Annotated in this window: 26 protein-coding genes, 1 tRNA gene and 1 pseudogene; 11 read left to right on the top strand and 17 right to left on the bottom strand. The window is 65.7% G+C overall.

Going from position 1 to position 24,392, the window contains the following annotated elements; all coding sequences use genetic code 11:
* Positions 1–53: 53 nt before the first annotated feature.
* Both ACNFJ7_RS10960 and ACNFJ7_RS10955 read right to left on the bottom strand, forming a co-directional pair.
* A complete protein-coding gene (locus ACNFJ7_RS10960) occupies positions 54–260 on the bottom strand; it encodes a hypothetical protein (RefSeq protein WP_050990130.1) in 207 nt (68 codons plus the stop codon).
* 53 nt (positions 261–313) lie between these two features.
* A complete protein-coding gene (locus ACNFJ7_RS10955; RefSeq protein ID WP_019368324.1) occupies positions 314–2,005 on the bottom strand; it encodes a sensor domain-containing diguanylate cyclase in 1,692 nt (563 codons plus the stop codon).
* A 185-nt stretch (positions 2,006–2,190) separates the two neighbouring features.
* Between ACNFJ7_RS10955 and ACNFJ7_RS10950 the strand changes: the two genes are divergently transcribed.
* Complete coding sequence (locus tag ACNFJ7_RS10950; RefSeq protein WP_236704394.1) at positions 2,191–3,312, top strand: DUF418 domain-containing protein; 1,122 nt, start codon at positions 2,191–2,193, stop codon at positions 3,310–3,312.
* Positions 3,313–3,393: 81 nt separating this feature from the next.
* Here the strand turns inward: ACNFJ7_RS10950 and clpA are convergent, their stop codons facing one another.
* Positions 3,394–5,715, bottom strand: a complete 2,322-nt coding sequence (clpA, locus tag ACNFJ7_RS10945; RefSeq protein WP_019368326.1) for an ATP-dependent Clp protease ATP-binding subunit ClpA — start codon at positions 5,713–5,715, stop codon at positions 3,394–3,396.
* Between the two features lie 138 nt (positions 5,716–5,853).
* A complete protein-coding gene (locus ACNFJ7_RS10940; protein ID WP_082664393.1) occupies positions 5,854–6,051 on the bottom strand; it encodes a DUF1192 domain-containing protein in 198 nt (65 codons plus the stop codon).
* Between the two features lie 78 nt (positions 6,052–6,129).
* Here ACNFJ7_RS10940 and ACNFJ7_RS10935 point away from each other — a divergent pair, with 78 nt between their 5' ends.
* Positions 6,130–7,140, top strand: coding sequence for an NAD(P)H-quinone oxidoreductase (locus tag ACNFJ7_RS10935; protein ID WP_019368328.1), 1,011 nt, complete (start codon positions 6,130–6,132; stop codon positions 7,138–7,140).
* On the opposite strand, the gene ACNFJ7_RS10930 is transcribed toward ACNFJ7_RS10935, so the two are convergent.
* Together ACNFJ7_RS10930 and ACNFJ7_RS10925 are read right to left on the bottom strand one after the other, a co-directional pair.
* Positions 7,141–7,563: a hypothetical protein gene (locus ACNFJ7_RS10930; protein ID WP_019368329.1), complete on the bottom strand. Its 423-nt coding sequence runs from the start codon at positions 7,561–7,563 to the stop codon at positions 7,141–7,143.
* 33 nt (positions 7,564–7,596) lie between these two features.
* The gene (locus tag ACNFJ7_RS10925) at positions 7,597–8,028 is read right to left on the bottom strand and encodes a hypothetical protein (protein WP_019368330.1); all 432 of its coding nucleotides are present in this window, start codon (positions 8,026–8,028) and stop codon (positions 7,597–7,599) included.
* Between the two features lie 109 nt (positions 8,029–8,137).
* Between ACNFJ7_RS10925 and ACNFJ7_RS10920 the strand changes: the two genes are divergently transcribed.
* The 6 genes from ACNFJ7_RS10920 to ACNFJ7_RS10895 all read left to right on the top strand — a co-directional run bounded on the left by ACNFJ7_RS10920 (position 8,138) and on the right by ACNFJ7_RS10895 (position 15,635).
* Positions 8,138–8,758 (top strand): YqiJ family protein, encoded by a 621-nt coding sequence (locus tag ACNFJ7_RS10920; RefSeq protein WP_019368331.1) that lies wholly within the window; start codon positions 8,138–8,140, stop codon positions 8,756–8,758.
* A gap of 38 nt (positions 8,759–8,796) precedes the next feature.
* The gene (locus ACNFJ7_RS10915; protein WP_019368332.1) at positions 8,797–10,458 is read left to right on the top strand and encodes a flotillin family protein; all 1,662 of its coding nucleotides are present in this window, start codon (positions 8,797–8,799) and stop codon (positions 10,456–10,458) included.
* 143 nt (positions 10,459–10,601) lie between these two features.
* Complete coding sequence (locus tag ACNFJ7_RS10910; protein WP_019368333.1) at positions 10,602–11,480, top strand: UDP-2,3-diacylglucosamine diphosphatase; 879 nt, start codon at positions 10,602–10,604, stop codon at positions 11,478–11,480.
* Positions 11,481–11,503: 23 nt separating this feature from the next.
* Positions 11,504–12,526 (top strand): glycosyltransferase family 4 protein, encoded by a 1,023-nt coding sequence (locus ACNFJ7_RS10905; protein ID WP_026008919.1) that lies wholly within the window; start codon positions 11,504–11,506, stop codon positions 12,524–12,526.
* A gap of 130 nt (positions 12,527–12,656) precedes the next feature.
* A complete protein-coding gene (locus ACNFJ7_RS10900) occupies positions 12,657–13,307 on the top strand; it encodes a DUF1013 domain-containing protein (protein ID WP_173644861.1) in 651 nt (216 codons plus the stop codon).
* 180 nt (positions 13,308–13,487) lie between these two features.
* On the top strand, positions 13,488–15,635 hold the full coding sequence (locus tag ACNFJ7_RS10895; RefSeq protein ID WP_019368336.1) for a prolyl oligopeptidase family serine peptidase: 2,148 nt from the start codon (positions 13,488–13,490) through the stop codon (positions 15,633–15,635).
* A 21-nt stretch (positions 15,636–15,656) separates the two neighbouring features.
* On the opposite strand, the gene ACNFJ7_RS10890 is transcribed toward ACNFJ7_RS10895, so the two are convergent.
* The 3 genes from ACNFJ7_RS10890 to ACNFJ7_RS10880 all read right to left on the bottom strand — a co-directional run bounded on the left by ACNFJ7_RS10890 (position 15,657) and on the right by ACNFJ7_RS10880 (position 16,707).
* Positions 15,657–16,112, bottom strand: coding sequence for a hypothetical protein (locus tag ACNFJ7_RS10890; RefSeq protein WP_019368337.1), 456 nt, complete (start codon positions 16,110–16,112; stop codon positions 15,657–15,659).
* Positions 16,113–16,202: 90 nt separating this feature from the next.
* Positions 16,203–16,490: a hypothetical protein gene (locus ACNFJ7_RS10885; RefSeq protein WP_019368338.1), complete on the bottom strand. Its 288-nt coding sequence runs from the start codon at positions 16,488–16,490 to the stop codon at positions 16,203–16,205.
* 43 nt (positions 16,491–16,533) lie between these two features.
* Entirely contained in the window at positions 16,534–16,707 is a 174-nt protein-coding gene (locus ACNFJ7_RS10880) for a hypothetical protein (RefSeq protein ID WP_019368339.1), read from the bottom strand.
* A 193-nt stretch (positions 16,708–16,900) separates the two neighbouring features.
* On the opposite strand from ACNFJ7_RS10880, the gene guaA reads away from it, so the two are divergent.
* Positions 16,901–18,460 carry a glutamine-hydrolyzing GMP synthase gene (guaA, locus tag ACNFJ7_RS10875; protein ID WP_026008922.1) on the top strand — a complete coding sequence of 520 codons (1,560 nt, stop codon included), beginning with the start codon at positions 16,901–16,903 and terminating at the stop codon, positions 18,458–18,460.
* A 19-nt stretch (positions 18,461–18,479) separates the two neighbouring features.
* Here guaA and ACNFJ7_RS10870 read toward each other — a convergent pair whose 3' ends face one another.
* The 7 genes and pseudogenes from ACNFJ7_RS10870 to ACNFJ7_RS10840 form a co-directional block, all read right to left on the bottom strand.
* On the bottom strand, positions 18,480–19,727 hold the full coding sequence (locus ACNFJ7_RS10870) for an MFS transporter (RefSeq protein WP_019368341.1): 1,248 nt from the start codon (positions 19,725–19,727) through the stop codon (positions 18,480–18,482).
* Positions 19,728–19,843: 116 nt separating this feature from the next.
* Complete coding sequence (locus tag ACNFJ7_RS10865) at positions 19,844–20,218, bottom strand: hypothetical protein (protein ID WP_236704395.1); 375 nt, start codon at positions 20,216–20,218, stop codon at positions 19,844–19,846.
* Positions 20,219–20,377: 159 nt separating this feature from the next.
* A pseudogene (locus tag ACNFJ7_RS10860) lies at positions 20,378–20,512 on the bottom strand (putative DNA-binding domain-containing protein); the annotation flags it as partial.
* Positions 20,513–20,580: 68 nt separating this feature from the next.
* A complete protein-coding gene (locus tag ACNFJ7_RS10855) occupies positions 20,581–21,402 on the bottom strand; it encodes a DUF692 domain-containing protein (protein WP_019368343.1) in 822 nt (273 codons plus the stop codon).
* A 58-nt stretch (positions 21,403–21,460) separates the two neighbouring features.
* Positions 21,461–21,721 (bottom strand): hypothetical protein, encoded by a 261-nt coding sequence (locus ACNFJ7_RS10850; protein WP_019368344.1) that lies wholly within the window; start codon positions 21,719–21,721, stop codon positions 21,461–21,463.
* Between the two features lie 74 nt (positions 21,722–21,795).
* A complete protein-coding gene (locus tag ACNFJ7_RS10845) occupies positions 21,796–22,464 on the bottom strand; it encodes a DUF1109 domain-containing protein (RefSeq protein WP_019368345.1) in 669 nt (222 codons plus the stop codon).
* Complete coding sequence (locus ACNFJ7_RS10840; protein WP_026008924.1) at positions 22,461–22,994, bottom strand: sigma-70 family RNA polymerase sigma factor; 534 nt, start codon at positions 22,992–22,994, stop codon at positions 22,461–22,463. The genes ACNFJ7_RS10845 and ACNFJ7_RS10840 overlap by 4 nt, the downstream gene beginning before the upstream one ends.
* Positions 22,995–23,202: 208 nt before the next feature.
* Here ACNFJ7_RS10840 and ACNFJ7_RS10835 point away from each other — a divergent pair, with 208 nt between their 5' ends.
* Together ACNFJ7_RS10835 and ACNFJ7_RS10830 are read left to right on the top strand one after the other, a co-directional pair.
* Positions 23,203–23,466 (top strand): DUF2282 domain-containing protein, encoded by a 264-nt coding sequence (locus ACNFJ7_RS10835; protein ID WP_019368347.1) that lies wholly within the window; start codon positions 23,203–23,205, stop codon positions 23,464–23,466.
* 57 nt (positions 23,467–23,523) lie between these two features.
* Positions 23,524–23,985: a DoxX family protein gene (locus tag ACNFJ7_RS10830; protein WP_019368348.1), complete on the top strand. Its 462-nt coding sequence runs from the start codon at positions 23,524–23,526 to the stop codon at positions 23,983–23,985.
* Positions 23,986–24,306: 321 nt separating this feature from the next.
* On the opposite strand, the gene ACNFJ7_RS10825 is transcribed toward ACNFJ7_RS10830, so the two are convergent.
* Positions 24,307–24,383 (bottom strand) — tRNA-Arg (locus ACNFJ7_RS10825).
* Positions 24,384–24,392: the final 9 nt, after the last annotated feature.

Below are 24,392 nucleotides of genomic sequence, written 5' to 3'. Positions count from 1 at the left end.
CCCCGACTTCAGGCCGTTCAGTGCCGAGGCGTAGGATGCCGTAGCGGCACGTCTCAGTGCGAGAGCGCGCGGCTCCAGGTGACGATCACCGAAACCGCGACAACGCCCATGTCGATTGCTGCCTGCACCTTCTGAGGCGCCATGTCGCCCGCGCGATGAGTGAGTATCTGGAAATCGGCGCGCGGGCGCTCCGCCTGCAGAGCGACCAACGCGACTGCCCCGACGACTGCAATGCCAGCCAACCATTTGTGCCGCGACATCAGACCGATCTCCCTTGCCGACCTCATACGCGGTTCGGGCCCCGCCAGCAAGATCATGCCAAGGCGAGATCGTGCGCGCGCACCCGATCCCGCCCGGCCGCCTTGGCTTCGAACAAGGCCCGGTCGGCAGATCGATACAGCGCCTTCCAATCGATATCGTTGGCGAGCGGCCCGGCGCAGGTGCCGATGCTTGCGGTGACGCGCAGATCGAAGGGCATCCGCACCGTGCGCAATCGCGACAGCAACTGTTCGGCATCGAGCCGGTGTTCGCTTTGCGTCAGCACCGCGAACTCCTCGCCACCCATGCGCGCGATCAGCACCTGGGCGGGGAGCGCGGTGCGGAGCGCGCGGGCGAAAAGCCGCAGCACATCGTCGCCGCCATCATGGCCCAGCGTCTCATTGACGCGCTTGAAATGATCGATGTCGATCAGGAGAAGCTGATGCTGGCCGGCACGGCCGATGGCGTTCCGCAGGAACGCACGGCGGTTTAGCAGTCCGGTGAGCGGATCGATGTCCGCCAGCCGCCGCGCCACGACTTCGCGGGTCAGCGCGGCATCGCGTTCGTCGCGCAGGAACTTGATCCGGTAGGCAACGGCGAGCGCGGAGACCAGCGCCTCCGCACCCATCGAGACGATCGTCGAATTGTCGATCCAGAAGTTCCAGCCGATCAGATGCAGCGATGCGAGGACGCGCACCGCCGCCAGCAGGATTGGCGCACACCAGGCGAGTGCGAACAGCCACAGAAAGTGGGAACGCTGGCGCCAGGCTCCCCAGAGCGTGGGTAGCACGATGGCGAGCAGCCCGCCGAATGCGAGCGTGTACAGAAGGTCGGCCAGTCGCAGATCGAGTGAGCCGAAGGTTGCCACGGTGAAACTGGACAGGGGCACCGCCGCGGCGACGATTTGCGACGCCTTGTCGAGCCAGCGCGGCATCGGCTGTTCTTCGAAGAAGCTGCGCGTGAACAGCGCCGCGGCACCGCCGGCGAGGCCGATGAACAGATAGTTCAAGCGCAGCCGATCGTTGTTCGCGATCAGCGGTGCCGCCCAGGCAAAGGCACCGGAAGAGGTGATGGTATAGCCCAGCAGCGCCGCCAACAGCATGCAATAATGCAGTTGGAAGCGGTGGCCCATCGCACACCATAGCGCAAAGTTATAGACGATCAGCGCGAGCGAAAGGCCGGAGAAAAAGGCATACAACGCCGCCAGCCCCAGATTGGCGGCCGCGGCATCCGCCTGGTTCGCCACGCGCACGCCGATCATGATGCCGCGTACGTTCGCCGCACCATCGACATGGAACAGCACGCGGGTGATCGCCGGCTCGCGCACGGGAAGCGGCGTCTGGGCGATCGCGCCAAGCTGGATCAGCGGCGTGATGCCCGTGGCCGGACTGGCCCAGGAGCGTACTGCGCCATCGGCATATTGGATATGGATTGACAGCCCGTCCTGCCAGAGGCTGGCGAAGCGCAATACCAACGGTGTAGCGAAGGTGGACCGGCGATCGATCGGCGCGGTGATCGCCCAGAAGCTGCCGGCGCCAAAGCGATGCTGGGGCGTCTTGCAATCAAATGCCTCGGGTTGGCGGAGCATCGCTTCCGCCGTTTGCCCGCTATCCCGCGCGATGCAGACGGCAAGTGGTTGACCTGCAACGCCCGCTTCGGCAAGGGCTGCCTGTGGCACGATACAGCCGAGCATCGCGACCAGCACGATGTTCAGCAGCCGACGGAGACAGGCGATTTGCATCGTCATTCCCGCTACGCTTGTGTGGCAAACAAGTCGTAAAGGCGCTCTTGCCATGTTCATCCTGCCGGCGCTCCGATCGGGGGGAGCGGCGCAACGGCACCTCGAGAGTTTGATCGCGACACGGAATGAATCAACCCCGAGCTTCTTCCATCCGCCTTGATGTTGTGGACGTTCTACGCGGCTTCGCACTGATGGCGCTGTTTCTAGTGCATATCATCGAAAGCTACGAGCTTTTCTGGGCCGTGGAAAAGCCCGGGCGCATCTCCGACGTCGTCTTCACCCTGTTCATGGGCAAAAGCTTCTCGCTGCTCGCGCTGTGCTTCGGGTTCAGCTTCTTCATCCTGATGGATCGCGCGGCTGCGCGGGGGGTGGATTTTAGCGGGCGGTTCGCATGGCGTCTGCTGATCCTGTTCGGCATCGGGTTCCTGCACTCGCTGGTCTATCGCGGCGACATCATCCAGACGCTGGCGGCGCTTGGCTTGGTGTTGCTGCTGGTCAACCGGATCCGCAGCAACGTGCTGCTGCTGACAGCGGCGTGCCTCTGCTTTGCGGGGCCTTCGCTGATCGCGCAAGTGATCGCGGCCGCGAGCGGTGCCGCCTGGGCCACCGGCCCGGCGATGTCGTCGTTCGATCCCGGCATGCCGCTCTATCTGCACGGCACGCTTTGGCAGGTATTGCGGGTCAATCTTTGGGAGGGCCAGCAATCCAAGTTCTGGTTCTTCCTGGAATATGGTCGGCTGGTGCAGATCCTTGGTCTTTACCTGCTCGGCCTGGTGCTGGGCCGCACCGGCTTTTTTGAAGATTTGGCCAGGAGCCGCGGCTGGCGCCGCATCGCGCTCCCCGGGGTTGCCGTGCTCGCCATCGGCTTGTTCCTGATGCGGGAGCCGCTGCGGCTAGAATTCGCCGATTTGGGCTATGGCGCGTCGGCCGAGCGGGCATTCTGGGCGCTGATCAACATGTGGCTCGACCTTGCGGGCACCGCCTTCTGGGCGCTGCTGGTGATCGCGCTGTACGACGGGCGCGCGCGATGGTTGGTACGGCCGCTGGCGGCGCCCGGACGGCTGACGCTGACCTTCTACATCCTGCAATCGGTGGTCTTCGTTCCGCTCTTCTACGGCTACGGGCTGGGCCTATACGACGATTGGGATGCGGCCACCCGCTTATATGTCGGCCTGGCGGCGGCCGCGGTGCAGATCGTGGCGGCGCATTGGTGGCTGGCGCACTTCCGCTATGGCCCGATCGAGTGGGTGTGGCGCGCGCTGACTTATTGGAGTGCGGATATCCCGTTCCGCCGGACCAGCCCGCAACCCTGACCTGCAGCCTAGCGACGACAGAGAAAAGGCCCGGGGAAGAGCTCCCCGGGCCTTTTGTGTTCAGACGGACGCGGTGCCGGATCAGGCACCGGCGGGTTCCGCCTTCTTGCCCTTTTTCGGCTTCTTGGGTGCGGCCGGCACGATTTCGAACGCCAGCGCATTGTCCTTCAGCTTCACGTTCACTTCGCCGCCATGAACGAGCTTGCCGAACAGCAGCTCCTCGGCGAGCGGCTGCTTGATCTTCTCCTGCATCAGCCGGCCCATCGGACGGGCGCCGTACAGCTTGTCATAGCCGCGCTTGGTGAGCCACGCCTTGGCTTCCTCGTCCAGCTGGATGTGGACGCCGCGATCGGTGAGCTGCAGCTCCAGCTGGAGCACGAACTTGTCGACGACACGGGCGACGACTTCCGGCGGCAGATAGCCGAACGGCACGATCGCATCGAGGCGGTTGCGGAATTCCGGGGTGAAGAGGTTCTTCACCGCTTCTTCCTGCACGTCCTCGCGGCTCAGTTCGCCGAAGCCCACGCTTTCCTTCGCCATGTCCGACGCACCGGCATTGGTGGTCATGATGAGGATGGTGTTGCGGAAATCGACGGTCTTGCCGTGGTGATCGGTCAGCTTGCCGTTGTCCATCACCTGCAACAGGATGTTGAACAGGTCCGGATGCGCCTTTTCGATTTCGTCGAGCAGCAGCACCGAATGCGGGTTCTGGTCGACCGCGTCGGTCAGCAGGCCGCCCTGGTCATAGCCGACATAGCCCGGAGGGGCACCGATCAGCCGGCTGACCGAGTGGCGTTCCATGTACTCGGACATGTCGAAGCGCTGGAGCGGGATACCGAGCAGCGTCGCGAGCTGCTTCGCCACCTCGGTCTTGCCGACGCCCGTGGGGCCCGAGAACAGATAGTTGCCGATCGGCTTGTCCGGATCGCGCAGGCCCGCACGGCTGAGCTTGATCGCCGAGGACAGCACTTCGATCGCCTTGTCCTGGCCGAACACGACGCGCTTCAGATCCTGCTCGATATTGGCGAGCACGCGGGTGTCGTCGGACGAGACGGTCTTGGCCGGGATCCGCGCCATGGTCGCGATGACCTGCTCGATCTCCTTGGGGGTGATGACCTTCTTGCGCTTCGACGGCGCCACCAGCATCTGCATCGCGCCGACTTCGTCGATCACGTCGATCGCCTTGTCGGGCAGCTTGCGGTCGTTGATGTAGCGCGCCGACAGCTCCACCGCCGACTTGATCGCGTCGGGGGTGTACTTCACCGAATGGTGCTGCTCGAAGGCCGAGCGCAGGCCGGCCAGAATCTTCACCGTATCCTCTACCGACGGCTCGTTGACGTCGATCTTCTGGAAGCGGCGCAGCAGCGCGCGGTCCTTCTCGAAATGGTTGCGGAACTCCTTGTACGTGGTCGAACCGATGCACCGGATCGTGCCGCCAGACAGCGCCGGCTTGAGCAGGTTCGACGCATCCATCGCGCCGCCGCTGGTAGCCCCAGCGCCGATCACGGTGTGGATCTCGTCGATGAACAGCACCGCGTGGGGCAGCTTCTCGAGTTCGGAGACGACCTGCTTCAGCCGCTCCTCGAAATCGCCGCGATAGCGGGTGCCGGCGAGCAGGGCGCCCATGTCGAGCGAGTAGATCACCGCGTCCTTCAGCACGTCGGGGACTTCGCCCTCGATGATCTTGCGCGCCAGCCCCTCGGCGATGGCAGTCTTGCCGACGCCGGGATCGCCCACATAGAGCGGGTTGTTCTTGCTGCGCCGGCACAGGATCTGGACGGTGCGGTCGACTTCGGCGGAGCGGCCGATCAGCGGATCGACCTTGCCGATCTTCGCCTTCTCGTTGAGGTCGACGGTGAACTGCTTGAGCGCGCTCTCACCCTTGCCCGTCTTCGCCTCCTGCTTGTTCGACTTGTCGTCCTCGGCAGCGCCCTTGGGGGTGCTCGCCTCGGTGGGCGTGGAACCGCCCTTGCCGACGCCGTGGCTGATATAGCTGACGGCATCGAGGCGGCTCATGTCCTGCTGCTGCAGGAAATAGACCGCGTAGCTCTCGCGCTCGCTGAACAGCGCGACCAGCACGTTCGCGCCGGTCACTTCGTCGCGACCCGAAGACTGGACGTGCAGGATCGCGCGCTGGACGACGCGCTGGAACCCGCTGGTGGGGGAAGGATCGGTGGCATTGTCCACCTTCAGCGCTTCCAGCTCGGTATCGAGATAGTGCGCCACGGTGGTCTTCAACTCGCCCAGATCCACTCCACACGCGCTCATCACCTTGGAGGCGTGTTCGTCGTCGATCAACGCGAGCAGCAGATGCTCGAGCGTCGCATATTCGTGGCGGCGGGCAGAGGCTGCCTCGAGCGCCTTGTGGAGAGTGGCTTCAAGAGCGGAGGCGAAACTAGGCATTCGGATACAACTCCAGTCGGGCCGAAAGGGTGCCGAGCCCGTATTCCCTTATGTCGGGAGGGCAGGGCTCTGCATCAAGCGCTGCGGCCCCGCACCGGCGGATCGTGGCGTATCGCCCGAATTCCGGTGCCGTGACGCTCATCTCTTAAATAGAGCGTCTGCGCTTGCGCGGTGGTGAACAGCCTGTTGAATCTTTCCGCGACATCGAGAGATCTCGTTTTCCAGCAAACGGATACGCGCTTCGAGTTCGGCGACCGAGAAGGGATCGAGATCCTGCCTGGCCAGCTGCACCGCGAGGTCGTCGGAACGACGCGGAAGATTTTCATCGGCGTCCATGCGACGAAACGTTGACCCGGTGCGGTGCGATGTCAATAAGGCGCCGGATTTCTCCTTAGGTTAAAAAGCGACGAACCGATGATCGCAGCCGAAATGATGCTGGCCATCGATCCCGATGCGCCGGGCGGCCCCGAAGTGCTGGTGCCGGTGGCGCGCCCGGTCCCCACGCCTGGGGAAGGGGAAGTACTCGTCCGAGTCGCGGCCGCAGGGGTCAACCGGCCCGAGGTTTTGCAGCGGCAGGGCAAATATCCGCCGCCGCCGGGCGCACCATCGATCCTCGGCATGGAAATCGCGGGCACCGTCGTCGCGCTGGGCGGCAAGGCCGACGAGTCGCTGCTCGGCCAGCGGGTGTGCGCGCTGATTGCCGGCGGCGCCTATGCGGAATACGCGATAGCCCCCGCAGGCCAGTGCCTACCCGTGCCGCCGGCGCTTACCCTGGTGGAAGCCGCGGCGATGCCGGAGACGCTTTTCACCGTCTGGTCCAATCTGTTCGAGCGGGCCTGGGCAGGGCCCGGCGAGACGGTACTTGTGCATGGGGGCACCAGCGGCATCGGAACCATGGCGATCGCGCTGGCGAAGCTGTTCGATCTGAAGATCGTGGTCACTGCCGGATCCGACGAGAAGTGCGCGGCGGCCCGCGCGCTCGGAGCCGATCTGGCGATCAACTACAAGACGCAGGATTTCGTTGAAGCGGTAAAAGCCTTCACCGGTGGCAAGGGCGTGGAGATCGTGATCGACATGGTCGGCGGCGATTACGTGCCGCGCAACCTGCAGTGCCTGGCTGAAGAGGGGCGTCATGTCTCGATTGCGGTGCAGGGCGGCGCCACCGCCACCATTCCGATCTGGGATGTGATGCGTCGCCGCCTGACGTTGACCGGATCCACGCTGCGCCCGCGCTCCACCGAGTTCAAGTCGCTGGTCGCCGACGAACTGCGACGCACCGTCTGGCCGCTGGTCGCCGAAGGCAGGCTCAAGCCCGTGATCGATCGCACCTACCCGCTGGCAGAAGCGCCCGACGCGCATCGGCGCATGGAAGCGGGGGAGCATATCGGCAAGATCGTACTGACGATCGGCGACGCCCGCGCCTGATCAGGCGGCCAGCGGGCGCTGCACCAGCGCTTCCTCGGCCATTGGCAGCAACAGCTGCTCCTGATGCGCGACCCGGCGTTCGAACATCCGCAGAAGGCGATGCACGGCCCGGACGTGGCCCGGCGGGTTCGCCAGGACCGCGCCCAGCGGCCACGCGGCGAAATAGTCGAGCGTGCGCTGGCGCCATTCAAGATCCTGTTCGGTGGTGCGGCGCGCCATCGCCAGATGCGCACAATCGTCGCTCTCGCGTAGCGTGGCAAGAAGCAGGCGGTCCTTGGTGATCCCATGGATCCGCATCGCCTCCAATAGGCGGCTGCGGGCTGCCTCCAGTGCGTGGGCACTCGGCCGGGGGTCGATCAGGAGCAGTGCCTTCGCGGCATCGATCAGTTCTTGGGTACAGGCGAACAGCGCGGTGAATTGCATCGGGATCCTTCCTGAGGACATTCTAGCGATGTTTCAGTCCGCTGAGCGTTGTCCCGGCGAAGAAATGATCTTGGCTAGCGCGGGATACGCGGATTCCTCGGCAAATTGCACCCGCCCCTCGAGCCACCTTAGGAATCTGCGCACGTCCCTTCGGTAGCCGGCAGGATCTTCGGCGATCCGCGCGAGCGGCCAACGCTGATGATGGGCGAGCCCCAGATGGCGCCCCTCCAGGTCCCGCTCGACGCAGTATCGGGCAAGCGCGGCAAGCGCGGGGTCGCTGCTCCGGCGCAGGGGCTGCAGCACTGCCTGCTCCTGTACGACGAAGAAGCGGCTGTGCGCGAGCGCAACCCTCTTTCTGAGGGCTGCGAGCTGCTCGACGTCGATCGGCGGCTCCCCGGAACGGAGGATCTCCTCCATCATCTGCAGAATGTCCCGGGTAAGGTGGCGCAGGGAGTCGAGCGACATGAGCGTCCTTTGCCCTTCATTGTAGACGGCGAAACGTGACTCGCCGTTCCGATTTCGCTTCAACCCGCGCCGCGAGGCGGCTAGCCTGCAAGGGTTCGGGGAGGGGGCATTGCTCGAAGTCGTTACCGCGTCCGGCAGCATGGCATTCGTCTCGGCGCTTGCGCTTATGCTGCTGATCGGCGCCGTCCAATTGGTTGGCCTGGGCGGGGACTGGGCTGAGGTTAATGCGGGGGTCGACGGCGACAGCTCGGTCGATGTGCTCGGCTGGCTGGGCGTCGGGCGAGTGCCGATGCTTGTCCTGATCGTGCTCTTCCTCGCCCTGTTCGGCGTGCTGGGGCTCGTCGTGCAGCAGGTGGCGCATGACTGGTTCGGCGCGCCGTTGGACGGCTGGATCGTCGTGCCGGGCGTCGCGCTTGCGTCCTTGCCGCTGACGGCAGTGGCGGCCCGTGCCGTCGGCCGCATTCTGCCGCGCGACCTGACCACCGCCGTTCCGATTGAAAGCCTTGTCGGCACTACCGCCCGGATCGTGATTGGCCGGGCGACACCCGGATCGCCGGCTCGGGCGCAGGCGCACGACGCACATGGCCAGGTCCACTACGTCATGGTCGAACCCGATAGCGCCGGCCAATATTTCGAGCAGGGCGAGAAGATCCTGCTCGTCCGGCGGGAGGGTGAAACCTTCCGTGCCATATCTTGGGGCGACCATCGTCTGCCCCGTCTCGAAGGCTGAACCTCATGCAGTCACTTGTTCCCCAAGGAGCCACGTCGATGCTGCCCTATTTCGCCTATGCGGGCGCGGCACTGCTGGCGCTGATCATCATCGGCATCACCTTTGCCAAGCTGTACAAGCGCGCGTCCAAGGAAGTCGGTTTTGTGCGCACCGGCGCCGGGGGCGAGAAGGTCGTGATCAACGGCGGCGCCCTGGTGCTGCCGGTATTCCACGAAACCATGCCGGTGAACCTCAACACCGTGCGCCTGGCGGTGGAGCGCAAGAATTCGGACGCGCTGATCACGCTCGATCGGCTGCGCATCGACGTGAAGGCAGAATTTTATGTGCGGGTAAAGCCCGACGCCCAGTCGATCGCGATCGCGGCGCAAACGCTGGGCATGCGTACCATGAACCCGGACATGCTGAAGGAGCTGGTGGAAGGCAAGTTCGTCGATGCGCTCCGCTCCGTGGCTGCGGGCATGACGATGGCGCAACTCCACGAACAGCGTAGCGATTTCGTGCAGAAGGTGCAGCAGGTAAGCTCCGCCGATCTGGCGATGAACGGGCTGGAGCTGGAAAGCGTGTCGCTGACCGGTCTGGACCAGACTTCGATCGAACATTTCAACGCTAATAACGCGTTCGACGCCGAAGGCCTGACCAAGCTGACCGAACAGATCGAGCTGCGCAAAAAGGCGCGCAACGATATCGAGCAGGATACCCGCGTCCAGATCGAGACCAAGAACCTTGAAGCCCAGCGCCAATCCTTCCTGATCGGCCGGGACACCGAATTCGCCCGCCTGGAGCAGGAGCGCGAGCTGGAAGTGCGTCGCGCCGAACAGGCGTCCGAAGTCGCCCGCGAACAGGCGGCGCGGCAGCGCGAGGCCGAACAGGCGAGGATCGAGGCGAAGCGGCAGATCGATGCGCAGCAGATCGAGGCCGATCGCGCGATCCAGGAAGCAAAGATCGCCCAGGCGCAGGCGCTCGAACTCGCTCGGCAGGAACAGCAGATCGCTGTTCAGAACAAAAGCCGCGAGGAAAGCCAGGCCAGGGCGGTGGCGGACAAGGCGCGCGCCGAGGCGGTGGTCGCCGAGGAAGCCGTGCGTACCGCGCGCGAGGCCGAGGTGGCCGAGCGTACCAAGCGGATCGAGTTGATCGACGCTTCACGCGAGGCGGAGCGCGCCGCCATCGCCATTAAGGTGCAGGCGGAGGCCGAGAAGGCGGCCGCTGCCGATCGCGCCGAAGCCGCTCGCCTGGCGGCGGAGGGCGAAGCGGAGGCCGCCAAGCTGAAGGCCGAGGCCGATCGTGTGCGCTTCGAAGTCGAAGCGGCGGGCCAGCGGGCGGTGAACGAAGCAGCGAATCTGCTTTCGTCGGATCAGGTCTCGCTGCAGACCAAGCTGGCGCTGCTCAATGTGCTCCCCGAACTGGTGCGCGAAGCGGCGAGGCCGCTGGAGGCGATCGATTCGATCAAGATCGTGCAGGTCGATGGCCTGAACGGCCGGAGCGGCGGCGTGGCGGGCGGTGCCGCCAACGATGGAGATGGTGACCGCAATCTCGCCAATTCGGCCGTTGCTGCGGCACTGCGCTACCGTGCCCAAGCGCCGGTTATCGATGGCCTGATGCGCGAACTCGGCTTCGATGGCAGCACGCTTGATACGCTGGTGTCCGGCGCGACGGCGCAGGCAAGCCCGCCGGCCGCACCCGTTGCCCCGGCGGCCGAGTAACCGAGCAGGGCTGTGTCGGCGCGTTCGGTACAGCCCGTTCGAATATGTGTGACAAGCGTGTGAAAAGCGAACGATTCGAAATGTAACAATGCTGGGCCATAGGCGAATCCCGGGTAAGCACAGCGATCCACGGGAAGTTGGCAATGGCCACGATCACCAGGCTTTCTTTCGACGTCGCCGGTCTGGCGGACTTTCACGCATCAACTCCGACGATTCCGGAGCGGGCGATCACCAGTCGTCGCAAGTATCGCACCGTGTGGATTTCCGACGTCCATCTCGGAACGCGGGGCTGCAACGCCGAGATGCTGATCGACTTTCTCGACCATGTCGACAGCGACAAGATGTATTTGGTCGGCGACATTATCGACGGCTGGGCGATGAAGAAGCGCTTTTACTGGCCGGCGACCCACAACGACATCGTCTGGCGGGTGCTGAAGCGGGCGAGGCGGGGCACCGAAATCGTCTACATTCCCGGCAACCACGACGAGATGTTTCGCCAGTTCACCGGGCTCGATTTCGGCGGCGTGAAGATCAAGCGCCAGGCGATCCACACCACCGCCGATGGTCGCCGCCTGCTGGTGCTGCACGGCGATGAGTTCGACGCGATCACCTTGTCGCACCGCTGGCTCGCGCACCTTGGCGACGCTGCCTACGAAATGATGATGACGCTCAACCGCTGGTTGAACCGGGTACGGCGCTGGATGGGCCTGCCCTATTGGTCGCTGAGCAAATACGCCAAGCAGAAGGTGAAAAACGCCGTGTCCTTCATTTCCAAGTTCGAGGAAATCGTGGCGCGCGAGGCCGGCGCACGCGGCGTGGACGGCGTGATCGCCGGGCATATCCACAAGGCGGAGATCCGCGCGATCGATGGCATCGCTTATTATAACGACGGCGACTGGGTAGAGGGTTGCACCGCGCTGGTGGAGCATTACGACGGGTCCATGGAAATTCTCCACTGGGCCGAGGAAATCGCGGCACGCGAGTCGTGCGCAGCATCCGAGGTCAGACTGGCGGCGGCGTGACGGCAACGGCGAGGACCGAAGCCGTGCGTATCGCAATTGTGACCGATGCCTGGGAACCCCAGGTCAACGGAGTCGTCCGCACGCTCCAATCGGTGCGGCGGGTGCTGGAACGCGAAGGCCATCACGTGATGGTGGTTTCCCCCGACCGTTTCTATTCGCTGCCTTGCCCGACCTATCCGGAAATCCGGCTGGCAATCACCAGCGTCGCCAGCGTGGGAGCGATGCTGGAAGAATTTGCGCCGAACGCGATCCATCTGGCGACCGAAGGGCCGCTCTGCGTAGCGGCGCGGCGCTGGTGCCTGCGCCAGAAGCGGCCGTTCACCACCGCCTATCACACCCAGTTCCCGGATTATGTCTCGGCGCGTTCGGGCGTCCCGGCGGAATGGATCTGGCGCTACATCCGCTGGTTCCATGCCCCGAGTTCGACGATCCTGGCTTCCACCGCCTCGATCCGCCAGTCGCTGGTCGATCATGGCCTGCCGCAGGTCCGCCATTGGGGGCGGGGGGTCGACCTGGCCCATTTTCACCCCGGCATCGCGCCGCACCCGCGCATGGCGGCGCTGCAAGGACCGGTGATGCTCTATGTCGGTCGCGTCGCGGTCGAAAAGAATCTGGAGGCATTCCTGAAGGTCGATCGGCCCGGCACCAAGGTGGTGGTGGGGGATGGCCCGGCGCGGGCGGCGCTGGAGGCGCGCTACCCGGAGGCGCTGTTCCTCGGCGCGCAGTTCGGCGCGGATCTCGCCGCTGCCTATGCCGCGGCCGATGTGTTCGTCTTCCCCAGTCGCACCGACACGTTCGGACTGGTGATGATCGAGGCGCTGGCCTGCGGCGTTCCGGTCGCTGCCTATCCGGTCACCGGTCCGGTAGACGTGCTGACCCCGGAGACGGGAGCGATGGACGAGGATCTGGGTATCGCCATCGATCGCGCGCTGACTCTCGATCGCGCGACATGCGCCGCTTATGGCCGCAGCTTCACCTGGGAGGCCAGCGCGCACCAGTTCCTGAACGCGCTGGTGCCGATCGGCGACGAGAAGGCGGCGGCCTGAAACGGACGCGTTTGTGGAAAAGCTTGCTCCGGCGGGCAACCTTGCCTACATCAAGAACCAATGCGGCCGCCCGTGATGGGCGGCCCTTATTGTTTCAAGTTCCGGAGATTTGACCGTGGCCCAGCCGCTGATGCCGCACGCGACCGCTTCCTGGCTGGTCGATAACACGTCGCTGTCGTTCGAGCAGATCGCCGAGTTCTGCGGGCTCCATATCCTCGAAGTGCAGGCGATCGCCGACGACACCGCCGCCACCAAGCTCACCGGCCGCGATCCCGTTCGCGCACACGAGCTGACGATGGAAGAAATCGAGAAAGGCCAGCAGAACCCGAACTATGTGATGAAGATGCAGAAGGGCCCCGAGCAGGTCCGCCGCACCAAGGGGCCGCGCTATACGCCGGTTTCGAAGCGGCAGGACAAGCCCGACGGCATCGCCTGGATCCTGCGCAATCATCCCGAAGTTTCGGACGGCGCGATCAGCAAGCTGATCGGCACCACCCGCACCACCATCGCCGCGATCCGCGACCGCACCCACTGGAATATCGGCAACATCGTGCCGAAGGATCCGGTGACGCTGGGCCTGTGCTCGCAGCGCGAGCTGGACGCGCTGGTGTCGAAGGCAGCCAAGGCCGCCGGGATCGAAGCCCCGACCGACACTCGCCTGGAAGGCGATCGCGAGGCGCTGATCGAGCAGCTGCGCGCCGAGCGCGACGCCGCCAGCCACGCGCCCGAGGCTTATGAAGCGCCGATCGAGCGCACGGCCGAGAATCTGTTCAAGCGCTGATTGCCGCATTCTGCGCCGCGCGTGGCAGCGCCGGTTCGCCCGGCGCCGGTCGCGTGCGGCGGTTTGCAATCCGCGCCGATCGACGCCGGCGCTCGACCCCTACCAGATCAATGGTTTCGCGCGCTTGAGCGCAGGCCCCGGCGTGCCTAAGGTCCGCGCATCCTGAAGGAGCTCTCCTTGATGCGTCGCGCTTTCATTTTGCCATTCCTGCTCGCCTCACCTGCCATCGCCCATGCCCAGACCTCGCCGGAGACCACCGCGCCGATGACCCAGATCCGTTATCCCGAAACCCGCCGTGTCGATGTGGTGGACGAACAATTCGGGGTGAAGGTCGCCGATCCCTATCGCTGGCTGGAAAACGACGTGCGCAACGACAGCCAGGTCGCTGCCTGGGTAGAGGCCGAGAACAAGGTGACCGACGCCTATCTGGCGACGCTGCCCGGCCGCGACGCCCTGAAGGCGCGCATCAAGCAGCTTTTCGATTATGAGCGCTTCGGCCTGCCCGAGCGGAAGGGCAGCCGCTATTTCTACGCGCACAATAGTGGCCTGCAGAACCAGGCTGTGCTGTTCGTGCGCGACGGGCTGGACGGCGAGGGGCGCGTGCTGCTCGATCCCAATGGCTGGTCGAAGGACGGGGCGACCGCGCTCGCCGAATGGCTGCCCAGCGAAGACGGCAAGCTGCTCGCCTATTCGATCCAGGATGGCGGCACGGACTGGCGCACGGTGAAGGTGCTCGACGTGGCGACCGGCAAGGAAACCGGCGACACGGTGAACTGGGCGAAATACACCATGGGCCTTTCCTGGGCCAAGGACGGGAGCGGCTTCTTCTATTCGCGCTATCCCGAGCCGCCGGCCGACGCCAAGTTCCAGGCGCTGACCGAGAACCACAAGGTCTATTTCCACAAGCTGGGTACCGACCAGTCGGCCGATCGCCTCGTCTATGAAACGCCCGCGGCGCCGAAGCAGAGCCACTATGCCGGCATTACTGACGATGGCCGATATCTGGTGATCTCCACCAGCGAGGGGACGGACAACAAGAACCTCGTCCATATCGTCGATCTTGCCGATCCGGCGTGGAAGGCGAAGACGGTGATCGGCACGCTGGAGCATGACTGGTCGGCGATCGGCAATGTCGGGACCAAATTCTGGTTCACCACCGATGCCGGGGCTCCGCGCCAGCGCGTCGTGACGATCGATCTCGCCGATCCGTCGCTCACCCCGCACGAAGTGGTGGCCGAGCAAAAGGAGACGCTGGCCGGCGCATCGATCGTCGGTGGGCGGCTGATCCTGAGCTACATGGTCGATGCCGCCACCGAAGTGCGCCGCTATCAGCTCGATGGCACGCCCGACGGCAAGGTCGCGCTGCCGGGAATCGGCACCGCCAGCGGCTTCGGCGGCGACCCGGAGAAGGGCGAGACCTTCTTCGCCTTCACCAGCTTCAACTATCCCACGACGATCTTCCGCTACGACGTGAAGACCGGCGAGGCGCAGCCCTGGGCCAGCCCCAAGGTGGCGTTCGATCCGCAGGACTATGCAGTCGAGCAGCGCTTCTACGCCTCCAAGGACGGCACCCGCGTGCCGATGTTCATCGTCCGCAAGAAGAGCGTGACCGGCCCCGCGCCGACCATCCTCTACGGTTATGGCGGGTTCAACATCCCGATCACGCCGGGCTTCTCCGCCGGCCGGCTCGCCTGGCTGGAACAGGGCGGAGCGTTTGTGGTGGCGAACATCCGCGGCGGTGGGGAATATGGCAAGGCGTGGCACGATGGCGGGCGCCTAGCCAACAAGCAGAACGCGTTCGACGATTTCATCGCCGCCGGCGAAGCGCTGATCGCGCAGGGGATCACCGGCAAGGGGCAACTGGCGATCCAGGGCGGATCGAATGGCGGCCTGCTGGTCGGTGCCGTCACCAACCAGCGGCCGGATCTGTTCGCCGCCGCACTGCCGGCGGTGGGGGTTATGGACATGACCCGGTTCGATCGGTTCACCGCCGGTCGCTACTGGGTAGACGATTATGGCTATCCGGCGAAGGAAGCCGATTTCAAGCGGCTCTACGCCTATTCGCCGTATCACAATATCAAGAGCGGTGCCGCCTATCCGGCGATCCTGGTGACCACCGCCGATACCGATGACCGGGTCGTGCCGGGCCACAGCTTCAAATACGCCGCCGCGCTCCAGCATGCCGAGATCGGCGACAAGCCGCACCTGATCCGGATCGAGACGCGCGCCGGCCATGGCTCTGGCAAGCCGACCGACAAGGTGATTGAGGAAACCGCCGACCTGTGGGCGTTCGCGGCGAAGTGGACGGGGCTGGCGATCCGGCCGTGAGGCGAGCGACCGGGGGGCGCTTCAGCCTTCCAGCAGGGCGTCGGCCAGTCGCCGGTAATAGCCGCAGACGCTGGCCATGTCGCCCCCCGTCACGACGATCGCCGCGCCGACGGCGATCGTCGCCAGGCTCGCAGCGTCAGCCGCGGCGGGCCAGCCGAGCGTGAGCACCGCGCCGCCGCGCCGATCGCCCCGCAGCGCCATGCCGTTGCAGTGGAACAGCGCGTCGCGGGCGCGAGCCAGCGCCTCAAGCCGCGGCCGCTCGTTCTGCCGCTGCCCTCGCTGCGCATGAAAGGCGGCGAGCTTGTTGGCGGTGTTGCGCTGCCGGGGCTGTGCGGCGAAGCCGTGGCGCCAGCAGGCTTCGTCGATCAGGATGTTCAGAAATCGATCCAGTTCGCGCAGGCCATTGGCGATCACGCGCGATCGGCGGCGATGCGCCTGTGGGCAGCCTTGCCCGGCACGTGCGTCTTGCGCCAGCATCCATCCGGCAAAGAAGGCCGCACCGGCGCAGAGCGTAGCATGGGCACGGGCGAACTCGTCCCGTACCGGGGGCAGAGATCGGCGCAGACCTCAGCCAGCCGGCGCGCGTGCCGCAATGGCGCGCTCCACGGCGGCGCACCCGTCGGCGCTTGCCACGGCGAGGTCGAGCGGGCGGCCGCCCAGCGCTTCGTCATGCGCGTTCAGGAACGCCATGGCCTGCTCGCCGCCCAGCACGTTCCAGGCGAGCAGCGCGACGCGGCTTTGCCGCTCGGCGCTTTCCGGGGCCAGGCGCACGGCGGTGAACTTGCGGCGGAACGGGCCCTGCCGGGTTGGCTTGGCGGGCAGCGACTGCGGGACGTCGGCGGACGGTTCGGTCATTCGGCAGGTTCCTTGGCAGAGGGGAGCAGGGGCAGGGCGCCGATCAGAACGGTGTGGGCAGCACCCCGCCAGTGCCCGTTCTTGCCTGAAGCGCTCGGATGCGATCGGCATAGCCGCGGGCAAGGCCGCGGTGCGCCGCCTGCGCCTCGACGCATCCGGCGGTGCCCGCCCGCATCAGCGAAGTCTGGTGGCGCGAAAGAAGATCGTTGAGGTCCATTACGGGTCTCCGGCTTGCGTAAGCGGGAGCGCATCCGTCTCTCAGCCGCTGGCGCTTACGGAACCGTCTTGCCTGCGATACGCTTGATATGGGGATTGAGCGGCGCCGGCGTAACCCCCGCGTGCGGCGGCTATGACTGTTTCTGGCGTCGACCCCCTTTGACAGCCCGGCGATGGCTCCCTATCCGCCGGCCATGACGCTCCAGCACACCGACTCAATCCTGATCGTCGATTTCGGCAGCCAGGTGACCCAGCTGATCGCGCGCCGCGTTCGTGAAGCCGGGGTCTATTCCGAGATCGCGCCCTTCACCACCGCTGCCGAGGCTTTTGCCCGGATGAAGCCCAAGGGCGTGATTCTCTCCGGATCGCCCGCATCGGTGCTGGAAGACGGCTCGCCGCGGGTGCCGCAGGAGATCTTCGACAGCGGCCTGCCGGTCCTCGGCATCTGCTATGGCCAGCAGGTGATGATGCACCAGCTCGGTGGCGAAGTCGTGCTGGGCGACAGCGGCGAGTTCGGCCGTGCCTTTATCGAGATTCAGGACAGCTGCGTGCTGTTCGACGGGCTCTGGCAGGAAAGCGAGAGTCATCAGGTGTGGATGAGCCATGGCGACAAGGTCGTCCAGCTCGCCCCCGGCTTCCGCCCGGTCGCCACCAGCCCCGGCTCGCCCTATGCGGTGATCGCGAATGACGAGCGCCGCTACTACGCGATGCAGTTCCACCCGGAAGTGGTCCACACGCCCGATGGTGCCAAGCTGCTCGCTAATTTCGTGCGGCACGTTTGCGGTCTGTCCGGCGACTGGACGATGGCCGAGTTCCGCGCCGCCAAGATCGCCGAGATCCGCGCGCAGGTGGGCAGCGGCAAGGTGATCTGCGGCCTGTCCGGGGGTGTCGATTCCGCCGTCGCCGCCGTGCTGATCCATGAGGCAATCGGTGACCAGCTGACCTGCGTTTTCGTCGATCACGGCCTGATGCGCGCCGGCGAGGCCGATCAGGTGGTCAGCCTGTTCCGTGGCCATTACAACATCCCGCTCGTCCATGTGAATGCCGAGACGCTGTTCCTGAACGGCCTTGCCGGAGTCACCGATCCCGAGGCGAAGCGCAAGTTCATCGGCAAGACCTTCATCGACGTGTTCGAGGACGAGGCCAAGAAGATCGGCGGCGCCGATTTCCTGGCGCAGGGCACGCTCTATCCGGACGTAATCGAAAGCGTGAGCTTCACCGGCGGGCCGTCGGTGACGATCAAGAGCCACCACAATGTCGGCGGCCTGCCCGCGCGGATGAACATGCAGCTGGTCGAGCCGCTGCGTGAACTGTTCAAGGACGAAGTCCGCGCACTGGGCCGCGAACTGGGCCTGCCGGACGTGTTCGTCGGCCGCCATCCGTTCCCGGGGCCGGGCCTGGCGATCCGCATCCCGGGCGAAGTGACCAAGGAACGCTGCGACATCCTGCGCAAGGCAGACGCGATCTATCTCGAGGAAATCCGCAACGCGGGGCTCTACGACGCGATCTGGCAGGCTTTCGCGGTGCTCACCCCGGTGCGCAGCGTAGGCGTGATGGGCGACGGGCGTACCTATGACAGCGTGCTGGCGCTGCGCGCGGTGACCTCGATCGACGGCATGACCGCCGAGGCGTTCGAATTTCCCGGCGGCTTCCTGCCACGCGTGGCGACCCGTATCGTCAACGAGGTGCGCGGCGTGAACCGGGTGACGTACGACTATACCAGCAAGCCGCCCGGCACGATCGAGTGGGAATGATCCCGAATCCCCCAAGCGCCTAGCCGGCCCGGTCCCGCTCGATTGCTTCGAGCGACTTGCCTTCGTTGCGCGGGGCCCAGACGACGCCGATCACGCCGGAAGCGGCCAGGAAGCCGGTGAGGATCCAGGCGAGCGTGGTGAAATCCTGCGCGGCAAGGCTGGGCACGGCGAGGCTCCAGATGCCGAGACTGATGCGCACGATCGCAAAGGTAAGGCCCTGCGCGGTCGAGCGGATCGCGGTGGGGAACAGCTCGGCCGACCAGAGCTGGAAGAAGCTCTGCGCGCCGAAGCCGCCCGCTACCCCCATGATGACGATGTGCAGGATCACGATCTCAAGCCGAAAGCCGAAGATTGCCAGCACCGCCATGCCGATCACGTGCAGGGCCGCCGAGATGCCGAACAGCAGCCGCTGGTTCACCCGGTCTGCCAGCGTCATGAAAATGCCGAGGATCGAGAGCATGCCGATCAGGAAATAGCTCGCCGGCAGCATCGTCGCTGTCCATTCGGGAAGATGGTTCTGCGCGATCAGATAGGGCGTGAAGAAGCCGTTATAGCCGGCCCACAGGTTCCACAGGCCGTACATACCCGCCAGGAAGGCAATCGCGCCCAGGTAGCGCGGGGCGAACAGCGCGCGCCAGTCGATGCTGGCGGTGCCTGCCCGGCGCGCGGCCTGTGCTTCCTCCCAGCGTTCCGACTCCTGCATGCGCGAGCGCAGGAAGGTCAGACCGATGGCCAGGATCGCCAGGTGCGCGAACAGCCAGCGTATGCCGGCAATGCCGAACGGCTGCAGCCAATAGGCGGCGACCAGCACTGCCACCGGCCCCAGATACCAGAGCAACTGCGCCACGCCCGAATGCGCGCCGCGCCGGGTATCCGGCGCCTGCTCGGCGATCAGCGACCAGGATGCCGGAATGTCTGCGCCCACGGCCAGACCGACCAGCACGAAGCCGAGCACGATCATCCAGGGCGCGCTGGCGAACACCAGCCAGAGCATGCCGAAGGCGTAGAACAGCATGTCATACTGGTAGATCTTCTTGCGCCCGAACCGGTCGCACAGCACGCCGCCGAGCAGCGCGCCCACGCCCGCAGAGATCGCATTGGCGCTGAACGCCCCGATCAGGCCGATGAATCCGTCCGAAAGCCCGAACTGCGCTTTCCACAGCGCCAGCGCAACCGATCCCGAGACGATCGAACCGGCATCGATATAGTTCGCCAGTCCCGCTAGAATCGAATTACGCCACGATCCCTGGCCTGCGCCTGCTGCCACTGCATCTCTCCCGCTTTTCGCCGTTGTTGTTCGGCGTCGGGTGCGGCGCAAGGCATGTTGTTCTTTTGCGCAACCGGATTGGCTGGAGGGAGAAGCGCGGGCGAGGACCGTCGGGTTCAGAATATTTCCGCGATCAGCCCGTCGCGCAGCCAGCCGCCCAGCCAACTGCCGGCGATCGTCGCACCCTGCTCGGCGCCCTCTACTGCGGCAAGCGCGTCGCACAATGCACCGAAGCAGGTGCCCGCCAGCAACTGCTGCAGCGCCTCTGCCTCTGCGCGTTCGGCGGAGCGAAAGCTGGGGTGGAACCCCCGTCGCCAGAACAGCACGGTTGCCGGTTGGGTCAGCGCCGCCGCTGGCGGTGGGGCTGCGCCTGCCGCAAGGGCCTGCCACAGTGCGGCCGCGTTGGTGGTGACCGGCAACAGTGTCATGCTGGGGACGAAGCGGAATCGCGCGCGCTCCCAATCGACGCCGCCAAGTGCCGCAGCCGCCACCGGCACGGCATCGGGAGTAGTGAAGGCCGCCGCAAGGCCCCATTCGATCTGCGCCAGATCAACGGCTGTCGGATCATCCGGGTAGAGCGCGGCGATCGTCTGCGCGAAATCGGCGCCATAGGCGTCGAGCGTCCACGAATGTGGCGGCGCGGTCTCAATATGTCGTGCCGCGGCGGAGAAGAATGCCGCATCGCCTAACCACCGTCGCAGCTGGGGGTAGCCGCTCTCCAGCGCATGAATCAGCTGACTACGATAGTTGTTGAGATAGATGTCCAGCCCCGGCCCGCGGCCCAGCTGCGCTGCCGCGTCGGGGCATTCGGCGCGGAGCCAGCGGCCGAATTCGGCTTGCAGCTACGCGAGTTTCATGCCGCGATTTCAAACGCTGCGATCGCGCGCGCCTTGCCCAGTTCCCCCAACAGTTCGGCCAGCGGTGGAATAGCGTCGTCCCGCTCGATCATCGTTGCGACGGGCCCCAGCCGCGCCAAGGCCGCAGCGTAGAGCGCCCATACCGGGTGCGGCACCGGCCGGTCATGGGTGTCGATCAGCAGTGTTTCCCCCTGGCTGTGCCCGGCCAAGTGGATCTGCCGCACCCGCTCCGCCGGAATGCCGGCGAGATAGGCATGGGCATCGAAGCCGTGGTTGGTTGCGCTGACGAACACATTGTTCACATCGAGCAGGAGATCGCAGCCCGTGCGTGCGCACAGCGCCTCCAGAAACTCCCATTCGGTCATCGCCGCACCATCGAAGGTGACATAGCTCGACGGGTTTTCGATCAGCATCGTCCGGCCGAGCGCCTCCTGCGCTGCGTCCACGTTCGCGCACACGGTGCGGAGCGCTTCTTCCGTATAGGGGAGCGGCAGCAGATCGTGTGACTGGAACCCGCCGAAGCGCGTCCAGCAGAGATGATCGGAAACGAACAGCGGATCGATGGCGTCGACCAGCGCGCGAAGCTCGGCGAGATAGGTTCGGTCGAGCCCATCGGCCGAGCCGAGCGACATCGACACGCCGTGCAGCGCCACGGGGTAGCGTGCCCGCATCCTGTGCAGAATGTCGCGCGGGCGGCCGCCGGGTACCATGAAGTTTTCGGAGATCACCTCGACGAAATCGACCGGGACCGCGCGATCGAGAAAATCGACATAATGCGGCTTGCGGAGCCCTAGGCCGAAGCGGTTCTGGTCCATCATCCTTTTGATCCCGGCACAATGGCGCGGCCCGGCCGCCTTGGCCGGGCCGCCGCCCGCATCACTTCTTTTCGGTCAGGCTGCCGCCCTGGGCCTTGCAGGCTTTGGCGGTGATGGCCTTGAAGCCCTGGCCTTTGCAGCTGTTCTGGCCCTTGCACTCGTTCTGCGCAGTCTTGCAGTCCGACGTGCCCTTGCAGCTGTTGATGCCATAGCAATGGACGACCTTCTCGGCCGAGGCGGCGGGGGCGGCAACGCTGGCGCTGGACAGCGCGACAAGGGCGGCGGTCGCAGCGATGCTGGCGCCGGTCTGGATGGTGATCATATGGTGGCTCCCTGAGATCGGTTGGTGCCGGTTCGGCCCCCTTCCTACGCAGTGCCGGACGCGCCGGTTACAGCTCACCACCGCAGGACGCGCGGACCCAGCACCGCGCCCAATCCGGCGGCCAGCAGGATACCGATGCTGTACCAGGTCAGGACGAACACAGCGGCGAACTCGTCGCAATGCAGGCAATAGATGGTCGCTGCCCAGGCGCCCGCGGCCAGCCCCGCAGCGGCGCCGGCCGCGCGCAGATCCGTCGGCGCCAGCTTGCGGAACGACCAGAGCAGTCCGAGGAAGATAGGAATCGCCAGCAACAGCACGCGCCAGGGGCATTCGGCCCAGCTGCCGCCGAGCCACATCGACAGCCAGTCGCGCATCGGCGTTCGCGACAGCTCCTCGACGCCGAGTGCTCCCAGCAGCAGGATCGGCACCGCGAGCGGCCAGAGCGGGCGGAACGATCCTGCGGTGGGCCGCGCCAGCCGAACCGTCGCGGCGACCGCCACCAGCCCGAGCGAGATCGTGTAGGCCCACTTCATCCAGAAGGCGAAGCCGAACATCGCCTGGGGCAGATCCGGCCGCGCGCCGAACAACGCGAAGACGAGGCCCAGGCTCACCACGCCGCCGCCGGCGGTGCCCAGCGCGATCCGACGCCCGATGAACCGTGGCGGCACCGGCGGTACATGGGCGGCGAGCGACGCGATCAGGCGCTCGGTGCCGCTGTCCGTTTCCACGCCGGGTGGCATCATTCCTGCCCCCGCAGTCGCGCGGCCAGTGCCTTCAATCCGCGGTGCACCGAAACCTTGACGTCAGACTGGCCGATGCCGGCGCTTTCGGCCGCTTCGGAGACGCTCAGGCCCTCCAGCTGGGTGTCGCGAATTGCCCGCGCCTGCTTGCTCGATAGGCCGGATAGCAGCCGATCGATATCCATGCGCGCCGCCACCGCGTCTTCGAATCCTTCCGCCACCAGAATATCTTCGACACTCTCGATGGGCACGACAACCCGGCGCCGACGGAGCTGGTCGATGAGGCGATACCGCGCCACGGCGTAGAGCCATGCGGTGAACGGCCGATCCCGATCATAGGTGCCGCGTTTCGTGTGTATTGCAATCAGCGTTTCCTGCACCAGGTCCTCGATATCCTCGTCGCCGCGCATGCGGCGACGGAAAAAGCTGCGGAGCAGCGGCACCAGCGCGCGCAGCAATGCCGCATGTGCCGTGGCATCGCCGTCCAGTCCCGCCGTCATCCACGCTCGTAGCTCTGCTTCGCTGTGCCGCATTCCCACTCCCCGCCGGAGCGATACGCAAGGGGCGTGCGACAGGTTACAACGATGGCTGACGAGCGCCAGAACGCCGGCTGTAACCGGCCGCGCGGGCATTGCGTACAGCGGCAGGTGGCCCGGCGTCCTCGCAATTTCCGGGGCCACTGCGCGGCGGCTCTCCTTCCTGGATCGCTGCAGCGCGCGAGGTCCGTGCAAGGAGCTATCGATGATTAAGACGTCCGCCGCCTTGGCCGCTTCCGTCGCGCTCGGCATTGCCGGCGCCGCTGCGCAAGCACAGCAGCCCAAGATGGAGAAATGCTACGGCGTTGCGCTGGCCGGCAAGAACGACTGCAAGGCAGGCGCCGGCACCAGCTGCGCGGGCACCTCGACCCGCAATTATCAGGGCAATGCCTGGAAGCTGGTAAAAGCCGGCACCTGCACCTCGATCAAGACGCCCAAGGGTAACGGATCGCTCACCCCCAAGGCGTGACGCCCGCGCCCGGCCTCCCCCTGGGCCGGGCGTCTTTTCCCTGTTTCGGAGCCCGCCATGCGATCCGTCGCCAATCTCTACATGCACGCCGGCGGCATCGCCGCGCGCCTGTTGCCGCCATCGCTGCTGCTGCTGGTCGCGCGCCTCGGCGTTGCTTCCATCTTTTTCCTGTCGGGGCGCACCAAGGTGGAAGGCGGGCTGACGATCACCGATTCCACCCTGGAGCTTTTCGGCACCGACTATGCGCTGCCGCTCGTTCCGCCCTGGATCGCGGCGCATGTGGCGACCTATTCGGAACATTTCTTCCCCATCCTCCTCGTGCTGGGACTGTTCGCCAGGCCTGCGGCGCTGGCGCTGCTGGGCATGACGCTGGTGATCCAGCTCTTCGTCTACCCCGATGCCTGGCCGACGCATCTCAGCTGGGCCGGCCTGCTCCTCCCCGTAATCGCCGCCGGGCCTGGCGCCTGGTCGCTGGACCGCCTGCTGGGTCTCGAAGCCGCGCCGGTTCCACGACGCTAAAGCGATGCGCCGTGGTTCGTGCAGGCAAGTGTCCGTCGCTCAGCCCGTTTGCGCTCAGGGCCTCAACACGAGCGACCACCAAGGCGGACCACAAGGTCGACCCGCGCGTTGTAGGTGGGGCAGGATAGAATAGAGATACGGCCCGCCCGGACGGAGTCCCGTACGCAGACGGCGGGCATTGCCACGTCCTGCAGCCTGATCTCCGCTCCTGCAGGCCGCAGACTCCGGGCGACGGTGTCAAACAACGCGCGCGGCGAGCCGCATCCCCGGGACGATGCGCGCCACCCGGGGCGCCGCTGTTCTGAACACGATTCAAGAAGCTGGCGCACCCGACAGGATTCGAACCTGTGGCCTCTGCCTTCGGAGGGCAGCGCTCTATCCAGCTGAGCTACGGGTGCGTGGGGGGA

This window comes from Sphingomonas sp. HT-1 (assembly GCF_048568905.1).
Lineage (GTDB): Bacteria > Pseudomonadota > Alphaproteobacteria > Sphingomonadales > Sphingomonadaceae > Sphingomonas.
This window is presented reverse-complemented; position numbering and strand designations above follow the sequence as displayed.

Excerpts from the sequence above, each read along its gene's own strand:
- ACNFJ7_RS10960 (WP_050990130.1), bottom strand. The coding sequence starts at position 260 with ATGTCGCGGCACAAATGGTTGGCTGGCATTGCAGTCGTCGGGGCAGTC.
- ACNFJ7_RS10955 (WP_019368324.1), bottom strand. The coding sequence starts at position 2,005 with ATGACGATGCAAATCGCCTGTCTCCGTCGGCTGCTGAACATCGTGCTG.
- ACNFJ7_RS10950 (WP_236704394.1), top strand. The coding sequence starts at position 2,191 with ATGGCGCTGTTTCTAGTGCATATCATCGAAAGCTACGAGCTTTTCTGG.
- clpA (WP_019368326.1), bottom strand. The coding sequence starts at position 5,715 with ATGCCTAGTTTCGCCTCCGCTCTTGAAGCCACTCTCCACAAGGCGCTC.
- ACNFJ7_RS10940 (WP_082664393.1), bottom strand. The coding sequence starts at position 6,051 with ATGGACGCCGATGAAAATCTTCCGCGTCGTTCCGACGACCTCGCGGTG.
- ACNFJ7_RS10935 (WP_019368328.1), top strand. The coding sequence starts at position 6,130 with ATGATCGCAGCCGAAATGATGCTGGCCATCGATCCCGATGCGCCGGGC.
- ACNFJ7_RS10930 (WP_019368329.1), bottom strand. The coding sequence starts at position 7,563 with ATGCAATTCACCGCGCTGTTCGCCTGTACCCAAGAACTGATCGATGCC.
- ACNFJ7_RS10925 (WP_019368330.1), bottom strand. The coding sequence starts at position 8,028 with ATGTCGCTCGACTCCCTGCGCCACCTTACCCGGGACATTCTGCAGATG.
- ACNFJ7_RS10915 (WP_019368332.1), top strand. The coding sequence starts at position 8,797 with ATGCTGCCCTATTTCGCCTATGCGGGCGCGGCACTGCTGGCGCTGATC.
- ACNFJ7_RS10910 (WP_019368333.1), top strand. The coding sequence starts at position 10,602 with ATGGCCACGATCACCAGGCTTTCTTTCGACGTCGCCGGTCTGGCGGAC.
- ACNFJ7_RS10900 (WP_173644861.1), top strand. The coding sequence starts at position 12,657 with ATGCCGCACGCGACCGCTTCCTGGCTGGTCGATAACACGTCGCTGTCG.
- ACNFJ7_RS10895 (WP_019368336.1), top strand. The coding sequence starts at position 13,488 with ATGCGTCGCGCTTTCATTTTGCCATTCCTGCTCGCCTCACCTGCCATC.
- ACNFJ7_RS10890 (WP_019368337.1), bottom strand. The coding sequence starts at position 16,112 with ATGCTGGCGCAAGACGCACGTGCCGGGCAAGGCTGCCCACAGGCGCAT.
- ACNFJ7_RS10885 (WP_019368338.1), bottom strand. The coding sequence starts at position 16,490 with ATGACCGAACCGTCCGCCGACGTCCCGCAGTCGCTGCCCGCCAAGCCA.
- ACNFJ7_RS10880 (WP_019368339.1), bottom strand. The coding sequence starts at position 16,707 with ATGGACCTCAACGATCTTCTTTCGCGCCACCAGACTTCGCTGATGCGG.
- guaA (WP_026008922.1), top strand. The coding sequence starts at position 16,901 with ATGACGCTCCAGCACACCGACTCAATCCTGATCGTCGATTTCGGCAGC.
- ACNFJ7_RS10855 (WP_019368343.1), bottom strand. The coding sequence starts at position 21,402 with ATGATGGACCAGAACCGCTTCGGCCTAGGGCTCCGCAAGCCGCATTAT.
- ACNFJ7_RS10850 (WP_019368344.1), bottom strand. The coding sequence starts at position 21,721 with ATGATCACCATCCAGACCGGCGCCAGCATCGCTGCGACCGCCGCCCTT.
- ACNFJ7_RS10845 (WP_019368345.1), bottom strand. The coding sequence starts at position 22,464 with ATGATGCCACCCGGCGTGGAAACGGACAGCGGCACCGAGCGCCTGATC.
- ACNFJ7_RS10840 (WP_026008924.1), bottom strand. The coding sequence starts at position 22,994 with ATGCGGCACAGCGAAGCAGAGCTACGAGCGTGGATGACGGCGGGACTG.
- ACNFJ7_RS10835 (WP_019368347.1), top strand. The coding sequence starts at position 23,203 with ATGATTAAGACGTCCGCCGCCTTGGCCGCTTCCGTCGCGCTCGGCATT.
- ACNFJ7_RS10830 (WP_019368348.1), top strand. The coding sequence starts at position 23,524 with ATGCGATCCGTCGCCAATCTCTACATGCACGCCGGCGGCATCGCCGCG.